Consider the following 13,744-nt stretch of genomic DNA (forward strand, 5'->3'; position numbering starts at 1 on the left):
CAGGAAAAAATGATGAAAATAAGTCCCCTGGCCGGTAAGCCGGCGCCATTGGCATTATTGGCCGATGTGCCCAGGCTGGTCACAGCGTATTTCACAAATGTCCCGGATCCGGAAATTCCGGACCAGCGCGTTGCCTTCGGTACTTCGGGGCATCGTGGGTCCTCCCTCGCGCATAGCTTTAACGAAGCGCATGTACTCGCCATCACGCAAGCCATTTGCGCCTATCGCAGCAAACAGGGCATCAACGGCCCGCTGTTCCTCGGCATCGACACCCATGCGCTGTCGGTTCCTGCTTGCGCCAGCGCGCTCGAGGTGTTGGCCGCCAACGGTGTAGACGTGATGTTGGCAGAGGGCGACGAATACACGCCGACGCCGGCAATTTCGCACGCCATTCTCAGATACAACAAAGGCCGCAGCAGCGGCTTTGCCGACGGTGTCGTGATTACTCCTTCGCACAATCCGCCGGAAGACGGCGGCTTCAAGTACAACCCGCCGAATGGCGGCGCCGCCGATACCGATGTCACCGGCTGGATCGAGGCCGCAGCCAATGCTCATCTGAAAAATGCGCTCAAGGATGTCAAGAGAATGCCGTTGGAGAAGGCGCTGCGTCTGGCCACCACGCATCGCTACGACTATCTCAACACCTATGTGAACGAGCTCGACCAGGTAATCGATATGGCGGTAATCCGCGACGCCGGCATTCATCTCGGTGTCGATCCGCTGGGCGGAGCCGGCGCGCATTACTGGGAACGGATAGGTGAACGTTACGGGTTGAACCTGACCGTGGTCAGCGACGAAGTCGATCCGACTTTCCGTTTCATGACAGTAGATTGGGATGGCAGGATTCGCATGGATCCGTCGTCGTCCTACGCCATGCAGCGCCTGCTTGGAATGAAGGATCGTTACGATATTGCCTTTGCCTGCGATACCGATCATGACCGCCACGGCATCGTCACAAAAAGTGCCGGGCTGCTGCCGGCTAATCATTATCTGGCGGTTGCTGTCGACTATCTGTTCCAGCACCGCACCTTATGGTCGAAGGATGCCAGCGTCGGCAAGACGGTTGTCAGCAGTCAGATCATCGATCGCATCAGCGCCAGGCTGAATCGCAAGCTGTATGAAGTGCCGGCCGGTTTCAAATGGTTCGCCGGCGGCTTGAGCGACGGTTCACTCGGTTTTGGCGGCGAAGAGAGCGCCGGCGCCACTTTTCTGCGGCTTGATGGCTCGGTCTGGACTACCGACAAGGATGGCCTGGCGCCAGCCTTGCTGGCGGCGGAGATCACGGCACGCAGCGGCCGCGATCCCGGCGAGGTTTACCGTAAACTGGCTGCCGAGCTGGGTGATCCTGTCAGCACCAGGGTTGAAGCCAGTGCCACGCCGGCGCAGAAAAAAATGCTGTCGGCATTATCGCCACAGCAAGTGCAGCGCGATGAGCTGGCCGGCGAAAAAATCCAGGATATTCTCACCACGGCGCCAGGCAACCAGGCTGCCATAGGCGGATTGAAGGTGGTGACGGCAGGCGGCTGGTTTGCCGCCCGGCCGTCAGGCACGGAAGATATCTACAAGATCTACGCCGAAAGTTTTCACGGCGAGGATCATTTGCAGCGCATCGTGCAAGAGGCGCAGGCGATTGTCGATGCCGCTCTGGCAGACAGTTCGCATTCTTTGGATGTAACTAAAACATGAACCGCAAAGCGCTGACGACAGTAGCCGAACTGGACATGCTGCAGCGCGAATCATTCAGTTATTTCATGCACGAGACCAATCTGGAAAGCGGCCTGGTGATCGACAAGACCGCACTTGGCTGGCCTGCCAGCATTGCCGCGGTGGGGCTGGCGCTTGCGGCGTATCCGGTGGCGATCGAACGCGGTTTCATCAAGCGTGCGGAGGCAGTCAAACGGGTATTGAGGACTTTGCGATTTTTCTGGAACAGCCCGCAAGGAACGGAGGCGGATGCCACCGGCTATCGGGGTTTCTACTATCATTTCCTGGATATGAAAACCGGCCGCCGGGCCTGGCAATGCGAACTGTCCACGATCGACACTACTTTTTTCGTGGCAGGAGCCTTGACGGCAGGCAGCTATTTCGACGATCAGGCTAGTGCTGACGAAGGAGAAATCCGCAGGCTGGCCGAAGCGCTTTATCTGCGTGTCGACTGGCCATGGGCGCAGAATGGCGGCGAGGCGGTATCCATGGGATGGAAACCGGAGTCCGGGTTTCTGGCCAACCGCTGGGACGGCTATGACGAGGCGCTGCTGTTGTACATCCTCGGGCTGGGTTCGCCGTCGCATCCTTTGCCTGCAGATAGTTACTCCGATTGGACCTCGGCTTATCAGTGGCAGCGTAGCTACGGCTACGATTATTTTTATTCCGGCTCCATGTTTACGCATCAGCTGTCGCATATATGGGTGGATTTTCGCGGCATACAAGACGGCCCCATGCGCGGGAAAGGCATCGACTATTTCGAAAACAGCCGCCGCGCCACACTGGTCCAACAGCAATATGCGATCGCCAATCCCGGTGGTTTCGCCGGTTATGGTGAATATTGCTGGGGCATTACCGCAAGCGACGGCCCCGGCCCGGCGACACTCGATGTCAATGGCGTAAAGCGGGAGTTCTTTGACTATGTGGCGCGCGGCGTACCGCACGGTCCCGATGACGGCACCATTGCGCCATGGGTAGTGGTAGCTTCGCTGCCATTTGCGCCAGAAATCGTCTTGCCGACCATCGATTATTTTGTGCATCAGGTCGATCTGAAAACCGGCAACCCTTATGGTTTCAAGGCGACATTCAATCCAAGCTTCCCATGTAACTGCGCTAACCCCTACGGTTGGGTATCGCCCTGGCACTTCGGCATCGACCAGGGACCGATCATCCTGATGATAGAGAACTATCGCAGTGAAATGCTCTGGCGTCTGACGCGGAATTGTCCCTATATCAGAAACGGTTTGCAGCGTGCCGGTTTTAGCGGCGGCTGGTTAGGAGCGCAGTAGGGCGAGGGCGCGCTGGCACACGTTGTCGACGGTAAAGCCATATTCGCGCATCACGACCTCACCCGCAGCCGAGGCGCCAAAATGATCTATCGCCAGCACGTCGCCATGATCGCCGACATAGCGATGCCAGCCTTGCGCCACGCCGGCTTCCACCGCCAGTTTTGCGCCAATTGCCGGCGACAGCACCGAGTCGCGATATGTCTGCGGCTGTTCGTCGAACAGTTCCCAGCTCGGCATCGAGACAATCCGCACCTGGATGTTTTGCGCCAGTAATTGTAGTCGCGCTGCCACGATCAGCCCGACTTCCGAGCCGCTCGCAATCAGGATCAGGTCCGGTTTGCCGTCAGGAGCGTCGGCCAGGATATAGGCGCCACGCCGCAACTCTTCGGCCGGTGCAAATTGGCTGCGATCCAAGGTTGGAACGTTCTGCCGCGTCAGCACCAGTGCCACCGGCCGCTCATGCGATTGCACTGCTACCCGCCAGGCAATCGCGGTTTCGTTGGCATCTGCCGGACGCAGCACGATCAGGTTGGGGAGCGCACGCAAGCTGGCAAGTTGTTCTACTGGTTGATGGGTGCCGCCGTCTTCGCCCAGCGCGATGCTGTCATGGGTAAACACATAGACTACCTGCAGGCCCATGAGAGCGGCAAGGCGGATGGCCGGCCGCATGTAATCGGAAAAAACCAGGAAAGTGGCGCCGAACGGCAGCGTGCCGCCGTGAGCCGCCATGCCGTTGATAATCGCGCCCATGGCAAGTTCGCGTACGCCAAAGTGCAGGTTGCGGCCGGCATAACTCCAGCCGCCACCGTCGGAACCTTGTCTGTCGCCGGCAATGATGTCGGCAGGCTCGAAATCCCCCAATCCTTTCAACGCGGTATAAGTCGAAGGATCGAGATCCGCTGAGCCGCCGATCAGTGCCGGCAGATGCGCGGCGATTGCGTTCATGACTTTGCCCGATGCGACCCGTGTCGCCATGCCTTTGGCGTCTGCAGGGAATTGCGGGATATCTGCATCCCAGCCGGCAGGCAAGGCTGCCGCTCCACCTTGTATAAGTTGCTGCAGTTCCAAGGCGAGTTCCGGGAATTGTTGCTGATAGACGGCGAATTTTTCGTGCCAGGCCGATTCGCTTTTTTGCCCCGATTCACCGGCTTCGAGAAAATGTGCAGCGGCGGCTTCGGGAATATAAAACGACGGCTGCTCCGGCCAGCCCAGCTTCTGTTTTGTCAGGCGCAGCTCTTCGACGCCGAGCGGGGAACCGTGTGCTTCGAAACTGTCTTGCTTGTTGGGTGAGCCGTAACCGAGATGGGTGCGCACCAGTATCAGGGAGGGCCGCCCGGTTTCGCCGCGTGCGGCGTCCAGCGCACGCGCTATCGACGCCAGATTGTTACCGTCTTCTATTATCTGCGTGTGCCAGCCATAGGCATCGAAACGACGTGCCCGATCCTCGGTAAAAGTGATATCGGTGCCGGCGGAGAGGGTCACCCGATTGTCGTCGTACAGGTAAATCAGTTTGCCTAACTGCAGATGGCCGGCCAGCGACGCGGCTTCCGAGGCGATGCCTTCCATCAGGTCGCCGTCGCTCACGATGCCGTAGGTAAAATGATTGACGATATCCAGATCGCCGCGATTGTAGCGCGCGGCCAGGTTGGCTTCCGCCATCGCCATGCCGACACCGTTGGCAAAACCCTGGCCGAGCGGACCGGTGGTGACTTCAACGCCAGGTGTCAAGCCCCGTTCCGGATGGCCCGGTGTGCGGCTGCCCCACTGGCGAAAATGCTGGAGCTCGGCTAGCGGCAGGTCATAACCGGTGAGATGCAACAGGCTGTACAGCAAGGCAGAACCGTGGCCCGCCGAGAGTACGAAACGATCGCGGTCGAACCAGCGGGGATTGGCGGGGTGGTGCTTGAGAAACTGCGTCCACAGCACGTACGCCATCGGCGCCGCGCCCAGCGGCAATCCTGGATGGCCGCTGTTGGCTTGCTGGACAGCGTCGACCGACAGGAAGCGCAGGGTGTTGACGCACAATTCGTCGAGTGCGGAGGTGGAAAGCGTCGAGCTCATTTGGCAACTCCTTGCAGTCGGTGGGAGGATCTGAGGATCTTCTGATGTAATCCGAGGCAACGCACAATCAAAGAACGATAGCATTCTTTGCGGCGTCCATCGCCGGTTTAATGTAACTGCCAGTAGCACGGGAATTTACGAATTTGAAAGAGTGGTGCTGGTATGTTTCCCGACCGCCAGCCCCGGTAGTCCGATATTTACACTTACGTCTCCCGATGAAATTGTTTGTAACGCAATCTCGTCTCCAAAGCAGGCGCAGCGTACTTATCGCTAAGCTTAAACCGCCAAGCTTCGGAGGCCGGGCGGGGAAGACAGGATAACTTTAGCCAATTGCGAAGCATTTATCTGTTCGCTAAGCCACATACGAAAGTTTATTTCTTTTTTTTTGAAGCGATGGCACGAAAAAAACAGCCGGCCAAATTTGCCGGCTTCAGGATTTCGCGCGATACAAAGCGAGTTCTTCGGCCAGTGCCTTGGCGATGCTGGGGCGTTGCAGCTGCCGATCGAAATAAGCTTTGAGCTGAGGCCATTGCGCCAGATCGATGCCGCAGTACGGCGCCCAGTTAAGCACCGTGACCAGGTAGGCATCGGCAACGCTGAAACGGTCGAGCAGAAATTCGTGCGAAGTGAAATGTTCTTGCAGATGGCCGAGACGCAATGCCGCATGCTCGCGTGCGTAGGTCTTTACCGGCTCGGAGGCGTGCGGATCGAGCAGCGGGACGAACAAGGCTTTGTGCAGTTCAGTGCTGATGAACCCTAGCCATTGTTGCATCCTGGCGTGTTGCAGCCGGTCCGAAGGCGCCAGTTGCGCATCAGGGAAAAGTTCGGCGACGTAGGGCAGGATGGCAGTGTTCTCGCTCAACAGCGAGCCGTCGCCGGTACGTAATACAGGCACTTGCCCAAGTGCATTGATGGCGTAAAAATCGGCACCGTCCTGTAACTGCTTGAGCTTGGTATTGACCTGGATATAGTCGACTTTCGCATCTGCCTCGTAGAACGCAATCCGGGTTGCCATCGAGCAGGCGAGCGGGGAAAAGTACAGGTTCATCTGAAATCTCCTTTTGGGCATTTATTTTGTACTATAATGTACAAAAATACCTTGGTCAATATTTTTATACCGTATGGAACAAAAAGAAAACAAGCGAGCCCGCGGCCGGCCGCGCGCCTATGATCCCGAGCAGGCATTTAATAGCGCGCGCGATGTGTTCTGGCATACCGGCTATGGCGGCAGTTCGCTGGACGACCTGAGCGCGGCCACTGGCATGAACCGGCCGAGCCTATACGCCGCGTTCGGCGACAAGCACGCGCTTTATTTGCAGACCCTGGATCGTTACGTCGAGGCCAGCCGGCGCAAGATGGACCAGACCTTGGCCGCCGACCTGCCGTTGACGCAAGCTTTGCGCCAGATCTACCACCTGGCGCTGGCGATGTATCTGCCGGCCGGCAGCGAGGCGCGTGGTTGTCTGCTGATCGGCACTGCGGCGACGCAAGCCGTGACGGATGCCGAAGTACGTGATCGCCTGGGGAATGGCTTGCGCAGTTTTGATGCGGCTTTCGAGATACGCTTGCAGCGGGCGCTAGAGCAGGGAGAGCTCGATGCCGATGCTGAACCGGCGCTGCTGGCGAAGCTGGCATCGGCTGTTTTACATACGTTAGCGCTGCGCTCGCGTGCCGGCGATACGCGTGCATCGCTGGAGGAGACGGCAGATGCGGGGATCAAACTGATTTGCGGCAAGGCGGCCACAAAACGCTAGTTCTCGCGAGCGTTTGACATGCTTAATGCGTGGCCTGCACAGTCTGCATTGTCTAAAGACTTGTCTACTTCCTTGTATACATTGATTTTGACTTGCGACATCATATGTTCGTCACGCCGCATCGTTTATCGATAAGAGAGCATATGTTTACCTTCGACCCTAATCATTATCCCTACACCTCCCGCCGTAGCGCGGTGTATGCCAAACGCGGCATGGTCGCGACTTCGCAACCTTTGGCCGCGCAAGCCGGGCTGGCAGTGCTGCAAGCCGGCGGTAACGCCATCGATGCGGCGATCGCTGCCGCCGCCGCGTTGACGGTAGTTGAGCCGACTGCCAACGGTATCGGCGGCGACGCCTTTGCGCTGATCTGGCACAAGGGCGAATTGCATGGTTTGAATGCCAGCGGCGCCGCGCCGCAGGCAATCTCCATCGATAAACTGCATGCGGCCGGGCATCAAAGCATGCCGAAGTACGGCGCGCTGCCGGTCACCGTACCCGGTGCGCCGGGGGCATGGGCCAGCATGGCTGAACGTTTCGGCAAGCTGCCGCTGGAGCACTCCATGGCCGGCGCCATCGCACTGGCGCAAGACGGCTATCCGGTATCGCCGATGGTGGCGTTTGCCTGGCAACAGGCATACAAATCATGTCGAGATGAGTTCGAGGGCGCTCATTTTCAGTCCTGGTTCGATACTTTCAGTGTGGCTGACGCAGGCGGCCGGGCGCCACGCGCCGGCGAAATCTGGCGTTCGCAAGGACATGCCGATACCTTGCGTGCGATCGCCGCCGACAATGGCGCCAGTTTCTACCGTGGCGCATTGGCTGAAAAGACTGCAGCCTTCGTGCGCGCCGCCGGCGGTTACTTGGACACTGCCGACCTGGCGGCATATCAGCCGCAATGGGTGGCCCCGATCAGCAGCAACTACCGTGGTTACGATGTCTGGGAAATTCCACCTAACGGCCACGGCCTGGTAGCGTTGCTGGCCTTGAATATCCTGAAAGGCTTCGACTTCGGCGAACGCGATACCTTGCAGACCTATCACCGTCAGATCGAAGCCATCAAGCTGGCTTATGCCGACGGCCTGGCGCATATCGCCGACAGCGGGCACATGCGGGTAGCGGTCGAGGATCTGCTGTCTGATGCTTATGCCGATGAGCGGCGCCAACTGATCGGCGCGCGCGCGACGTTGCCAGTGGCCGGCCAGCCGTCGCGCGGCGGCACCGTGTACCTGAGCACCGCCGATAATGAAGGCAACATGGTATCTTTTATCCAGAGCAACTACATGGGCTTCGGCTCAGGGCTGGTGGTGCCGGGAACCGGCATCGCCTTGCATAACCGCGGTAACAATTTCACGCTCGATGCAGCCCATCCGAATTGCCTGGCGCCGGGCAAGCGGCCTTATCACACCATCATCCCGGGTTTTTTGACCAAGGACGGCCACGCGGTCGGCCCGTTCGGCGTGATGGGCGCCTTCATGCAGCCGCAGGGACATGTGCAGATGGTCATGAACACGGTGGACTTCGGCCTCAATCCGCAATCCTCGCTCGACGCTCCGCGCTGGGAATGGGAGAGCGGCAATAATGTCAGCATCGAGCATACCAATGCCGAGCACATATTCCGCGGCTTGCGCGGCCTCGGGCACGAGGTGTCGTGGTCGGCCAATCAACTCGGTTTCGGCCGCGGCCAGATCATCTGGCGCGATCAGAACGGTGTGTTATGCGGCGGCACCGAGCCACGTACTGACGGATGTGTGGCGGCTTGGTAGTTATCTGCGAAATCTCTATTACGCAGCTTGCGCAGCGGGCGCCAACTCTGCCGCAATAAAATCCACGAACGCGCGAATCCGGTTCGACATCTGATGACGCTGTGAATAGACTGCAAAAATATCTGCATTGGGCGTCTCGCAATTAGACAGCACCTGAACCAGCTTGCCATCCTGCAGATATTGTTTCACATCCCATTCGGCGCGCAACAAAATGCCATGGTCATCCAAAGCCCATTTCACTGCGATTTCGCCATCGTTGGTTGTCAGGTTGCCGCGGATCTTCACGGTCTCCGTTTTCCTGGCCGCTCCGCTTCCGGTCGTCAGGCGCCATACGCCATACGCTTCATCTCCTTGCCGGATACCGATGCAATTGTGCTTCGCCAGATCGTGCGGAGTGATTGGCGTGCCGCGTCGCGCCAGGTAAGCCGGTGTTGCGCATAACACTCGGCGATTGGGGGCTAGACGCCGCGCGACGACTCGTGTATCCGGCGGCTCGCCGAATCGGATGCAGACGTCGAATGTGTCGTCGGTTAGCGGCGGCGGCATAACCGACAGCTGTAGTTGCACCGATACTTGCGGATAAGCGGCGACGAATTTAGAGATCGCCGGCGCCACATGGCTTCGCCCGAACCCAAGCGTTGCGTTGACACGCAACAGACCCTCCGGCCGCTTCTTGGCGCTGCCAAGCAACTCCGAAAGTTCGTTGATTTCGTCCAGAATCCGGCGTGCATGTTCCAGGTAAAGCTCGCCCTCCGGTGTCAACATCATCCGCCGAGTCGTTCGATTAACCAGCGGCACGCCGGCCCGGCTCTCCATTTGCGTCAAATGCTTGCTGACTGCAGCTGCGGTCAGCCCTAGCTCACGGGCGGTAGCGCTCAGGCTTCCAGAAGCTGCAAGGGTTGAGAAAAAGCCCAAATCCGATGGCAGAACCGTATCTTGCATGGCGTCTCACTTGTGAATAATAGTTAAGAATGCTTTAAGTTTAGCACCGGTTTTTGCCAAAAAACGTAGGTAAAGTGCAGTCACACCAAACATTCTTGAAAGGCAGGAGACATGAAAACCGTGAAAACCATGAAAACTTATAGCATCGCAACTATTCCAGGTGACGGCATCGGCAAGGAAGTTGTTCCGGCAGGCCAGCAGGTGCTGGAGGCGCTGGCCAGGACAAACAAGACATTTGCATTCGAATTTCAAGATTTCGACTGGGGCGGCGACTACTACCGCAAGACCGGTGCGATGATGCCGGCCGATGGCTTGGATGCGCTGCGTGACAAGGACGCAATCTTGTTCGGTTCTGCAGGCGACCCGGATATTCCCGATCACATCACCTTATGGGGCTTGCGCCTGAAAATCTGCCAAGGTTTCGATCAATACGCCAATGTGCGCCCGACCCGCATCCTGCCAGGTATCGACGCGCCGTTGAAGCGTTGCAAGCAAGACGATTTGAACTGGGTGATTGTCCGCGAAAACTCCGAAGGTGAATATGCCGGCGTCGGCGGCCGTGTCCACCAAGGCCATCCGATCGAAGCGGCTACGGACGTCTCGATGATGACGCGTGCCGGTGTGGAACGCATCATGCGCTTCGCATTTCGCCTGGCGCAATCCCGCCCACGCAAGATGCTGACCGTTATCACCAAGAGCAATGCGCAGCGTCACGCTATGGTGATGTGGGATGAAATCGCGGTTCAAATTGCAAAAGAATTTCCTGATGTGACCTGGGACAAGGAACTGGTCGACGCTGCAACGGCGCGCATGGTTAATCGTCCCGCAACGCTGGATACGATCGTCGCTACCAATCTGCATGCAGACATTCTGAGCGATCTGGCAGCGGCACTGGCAGGCAGCCTGGGTATCGCGCCAACCGGCAATATCGATCCGGAGCGCCGCTATCCATCGATGTTCGAACCGATCCATGGTTCGGCGTTCGACATCATGGGCAAGGGGCTGGCCAACCCGGTCGGCACTTTCTGGTCGGTTGTGATGCTGCTCGAACATCTGGGCGAATATGACGCTGCAAAACGTGTCATGCAGGCTGTCGAAGCGGTTACTGCCGACACTTCCTTGCACACCCGCGATCTGGGGGGCAATGCCACAACATCACAAGTGACTGCTGCTGTCTGTGCATTCATTGAAAATGCCGCAGTTCCAGCAGAAAAAGCTGCTGCGTAGCCATCAGCTGCCCGGCAAGTCCGGGCCGGTAAAACATAAAAATATGGGGAGCAACCCGGCTCGCACTGAGCCGGGGTTTCACTACCCCTTGCAAAAATAAAGCTGGAGACATCATGTTTATTGCATTGACTGCCTGCTGGTTGCTTTCGACACGGACCCGGAAATGAACGCTTCCGACGATCTGACGGATTTGGGCGTCGAGATGCCTGCGGAACAGGTTCCTGCGATACAGAAACGCATTGTGCGTGCCTGCAGCAAGGCAGGTAAACCGGTCATCGTCGCCACGCAGATGCTTGAATCCATGATCTCGGCGCCGGTGCCGACACGCGCGGAATCGTCTGACGTTGCTACTGCCATCTATGACGGTGCGGACGCCGTGATGCTGTCGGCTGAATCCGCCAGCGGTAAATATCCGGTTGAAGCCGTTCGCATGATGGGTCTCATCATCGCCCAGACTGAAAGCGACCCGTACTACCGCGAATTGATTTAAAAAGAACCGGTTTAAACGGTAGTTTCCTCGGCAGCACTATCCATTTTTTAACAATACAACGCTATAACCTCCAAGGAGGAGACAATGAAATCCGATCTCGAATCCCGCGTATCCCGCAAGCTCATGTGGCGCATTATTCCGTTTGTCATGGTGCTTTACTTTGTCAGCTTCCTTGACCGTGTCAACGTCGGCTTTGCTGCGATGACGATGAACAAGGCAATCGGCCTCTCGCCCACGGCATTCGGCTTGGGCGGCGGTTTGTTTTTCATCGGCTACTTCTTATTTGAAGTCCCGTCCAACCTGATACTTCATCGTGTCGGCGCGCGCATCTGGATCGCGCGAGTGATGGTTACCTGGGGCATCATCTCTGCCATATCGGCCTTCGCTGTCGGGCCGAACAGCTTCTATGCATTGCGTTTCTTGCTGGGTGTTGCCGAAGCAGGCTTCTTCCCCGGGATCATTCTTTATTTGAGCTTGTGGTTTCCTGTGAAGCAACGCGCAGTCGCGGCAGCCTGGTTCATGGCCGCGGTGCCGATTTCTGTAGCGATCGGCTCCCCGCTGTCAGGCGCAATCATGCAGTTGCCGCCCATCTTCGGCCTGGCAGATTGGCAGATGCTATATGTCATTGAGGCAGTCCCGGCTGTGATTCTCGGCTTTTTTGTATTGAAATACCTGACCGATACCCCTGCCAAGGCGGAATGGCTGGCGACCGACGAGCGTGACTGGCTGATTGCCAAACTGAAGGCTGAAGCCGATGCAAGACAATCCAATGCAGGGCATACCGCAGGCGCTTTTAGCGCGTTGAAAGATCCGCGTGTCCTGGCGCTCGCACTGATTTATTTCGGCACCTCCGCCGGCCTTTATACGCTGGGCCTTTGGGCGCCGCTGATCATTCGTGAATTTGGCTTCACTCCGCTGGAAACCGGTTTGCTGACCGGTGTGCCGAGTGTTGTCGCTGTGGTCGCCATGATCCTGTGGGCAAGGCATTCGGATCGTACCGGAGAGCGCACCTGGCACGTCGTGATTCCTTGTGTGCTGGCATGCGTAGGCCTTGTTTTTGCCGGCCTGGCGACCACGGCGTTGCTGGTGGTTCTTGCACTGGTCGCGGTAAATGTCGGTATCAGTTCCGCCAAGGCGCCGTTGTGGGCCATGCCAAGCTCTTTCCTGTCGGGAGCGGGTGCAGCAGCAGGCATAGCAATGATCAACTCAGTAGGCAATCTCGGCGGCTTCGTCGGCCCGTTTGCGATCGGCTGGTTGAAGAATGTGACCGGCGGATATGCTGCAGGCCTCTACGTAGTTGCGGCAACGCTGGCTGTGTCGGCAGTAGTGACATTGCTGCTAAGCCGGCAGGCAAGGCGAACATCTGCAATCGGCCATCCGCGGCACGGCCATTAGAATGAAAATGGGCCTTCCGGCCCCAATGCCGTTCAGTTAAGTGATATGACGTGACCAGCCGCCACGGCGGCTCCGTCATCCCCGCGAACGCGGGGATCCAAATTACCGAGTGAAACAATGAAAAATGGATTCCCACGTTCGCGGGAACGACGCATGAGGGAGATATCTCTGGCGTCTTAACTGAACGGCATTAGCCTTCCGGCCCATTTTTTTTTGAGCTATCGATATGTGAGAAGATTCTAGCCGTCCAGTGCTATCTGCAAAGTGACAAGGCTATTCGTGAATCTACTCACATATCGATAGCCACGTGCGCATCTGGAATATATCTTAACGAAACAATATGACAAGCGTTTGACATGAACGTTTTTTTCAGCGGATCAGCCGTTGAGCGCGGCGTTACGGCTCAGTGATTTCAAACTTGTAGCCGACACCGTAAATGGCGTGGATGACATTGCGTCCGTCAAAGAATGGTTCAAGCTTGCGCCGCAGGTTCTTTATATGGCTGTCGACCGCGCGGTCGGTGACTGCGCGGTAGTCGTCATGCAGCTTATCCAGCAACTGGTCGCGCGAGAACACCCGTCCCGGGGCCGCCGCCAGCGCCTTCAGCAACCGGTATTCCTGCTGCGTCAGATTGAGCGTCACGCCATCGATGCTGGCGCTATGCAATTCATGGTCGATGCTCAGGGCTGTGGATGAAGCCGCAGCGGGAGTGTCGCGCTGGCGGCGGCGCAGCATCGCTTTTACCCGCGCCACGATTTCCCGCGGGCTGAAGGGTGTCTTGCAGATATAGTCGTCGGCGCCCAGTTCCAGCCCTTGCAGGCGGTCTTCTTCGCCGATCCTCGCGCTCAGCATCAAGACCGGGACGTCGCTGAACTCGCGCAGTTCGCGGCAAATCTGCCAGCCGTCGCAACCCGGCAGCATGACGTCGAGCAAAATCAGGTCCGGCATCCGGCTGCGCACCTGCGGCAATGCTTCGCGGCCGTCGCTGATCCAGCGTGAGGCATAGCCGGCGGCGGTCAGGTAGGTTTGCAGCAATTCGGCCATTTTCGGTTCATCCTCGACAATCAGGATGTCGGCGCTGGCCGGGGCGGAAAATTTGAAGGTATCTATCGGCATAAT

General features: G+C 57.9%; 10 protein-coding genes and 1 pseudogene. 7 read left to right on the forward strand and 4 right to left on the reverse strand.

Translation table 11 applies throughout. From position 1 onward, the window contains the following. The first annotated feature begins 12 nt into the window (after positions 1–12). Positions 13–1,686: a phosphoglucomutase (alpha-D-glucose-1,6-bisphosphate-dependent) gene (gene pgm / locus KHU29_RS05085; RefSeq protein ID WP_211451591.1), complete on the forward strand. Its 1,674-nt coding sequence runs from the start codon at positions 13–15 to the stop codon at positions 1,684–1,686. Further along, positions 1,683–2,993 (forward strand): glucoamylase family protein, encoded by a 1,311-nt coding sequence (locus KHU29_RS05090; protein ID WP_211451592.1) that lies wholly within the window; start codon positions 1,683–1,685, stop codon positions 2,991–2,993. Before pgm ends, KHU29_RS05090 begins: the two co-directional genes overlap by 4 nt. Here KHU29_RS05090 and tkt read toward each other — a convergent pair. Both tkt and KHU29_RS05100 read right to left on the reverse strand, forming a co-directional pair. Beyond that, positions 2,979–5,054, reverse strand: coding sequence for a transketolase (gene tkt, locus KHU29_RS05095; RefSeq protein ID WP_211451593.1), 2,076 nt, complete (start codon positions 5,052–5,054; stop codon positions 2,979–2,981). The two genes, KHU29_RS05090 and tkt, sit on opposite strands and share 15 nt — an antisense overlap. A 430-nt stretch (positions 5,055–5,484) precedes the next feature. Next, positions 5,485–6,102: a glutathione binding-like protein gene (locus tag KHU29_RS05100; protein ID WP_211451594.1), complete on the reverse strand. Its 618-nt coding sequence runs from the start codon at positions 6,100–6,102 to the stop codon at positions 5,485–5,487. Positions 6,103–6,175: 73 nt separating this feature from the next. Here KHU29_RS05100 and KHU29_RS05105 point away from each other — a divergent pair, with 73 nt between their 5' ends. After that, positions 6,176–6,808: a TetR/AcrR family transcriptional regulator gene (locus tag KHU29_RS05105; RefSeq protein WP_211451595.1), complete on the forward strand. Its 633-nt coding sequence runs from the start codon at positions 6,176–6,178 to the stop codon at positions 6,806–6,808. A gap of 143 nt (positions 6,809–6,951) precedes the next feature. After that, positions 6,952–8,571 (forward strand): gamma-glutamyltransferase family protein, encoded by a 1,620-nt coding sequence (locus KHU29_RS05110; protein WP_211451596.1) that lies wholly within the window; start codon positions 6,952–6,954, stop codon positions 8,569–8,571. A gap of 18 nt (positions 8,572–8,589) precedes the next feature. Here the strand turns inward: KHU29_RS05110 and KHU29_RS05115 are convergent, their stop codons facing one another. Further along, positions 8,590–9,513 (reverse strand): LysR family transcriptional regulator, encoded by a 924-nt coding sequence (locus KHU29_RS05115; protein WP_211451597.1) that lies wholly within the window; start codon positions 9,511–9,513, stop codon positions 8,590–8,592. A gap of 129 nt (positions 9,514–9,642) precedes the next feature. On the opposite strand from KHU29_RS05115, the gene KHU29_RS05120 reads away from it, so the two are divergent. From KHU29_RS05120 to KHU29_RS05130, 3 genes and pseudogenes are all read left to right on the forward strand, one after another. Next, positions 9,643–10,740 carry a tartrate dehydrogenase gene (locus tag KHU29_RS05120; RefSeq protein WP_211451633.1) on the forward strand — a complete coding sequence of 366 codons (1,098 nt, stop codon included), beginning with the start codon at positions 9,643–9,645 and terminating at the stop codon, positions 10,738–10,740. A 187-nt stretch (positions 10,741–10,927) separates the two neighbouring features. Then, positions 10,928–11,227, forward strand: a pseudogene (locus KHU29_RS05125) (pyruvate kinase); the annotation flags it as partial. Positions 11,228–11,314: 87 nt separating this feature from the next. Further along, positions 11,315–12,625, forward strand: coding sequence for an MFS transporter (locus tag KHU29_RS05130; protein WP_211451598.1), 1,311 nt, complete (start codon positions 11,315–11,317; stop codon positions 12,623–12,625). Between the two features lie 396 nt (positions 12,626–13,021). On the opposite strand, the gene KHU29_RS05135 is transcribed toward KHU29_RS05130, so the two are convergent. Then, entirely contained in the window at positions 13,022–13,741 is a 720-nt protein-coding gene (locus KHU29_RS05135; protein WP_211451599.1) for a response regulator, read from the reverse strand. Positions 13,742–13,744 lie beyond the last annotated feature (3 nt).

Source organism: Collimonas antrihumi (assembly GCF_018304965.1).
Taxonomy (GTDB): Bacteria; Pseudomonadota; Gammaproteobacteria; order Burkholderiales; family Burkholderiaceae_D; genus Collimonas; species Collimonas antrihumi.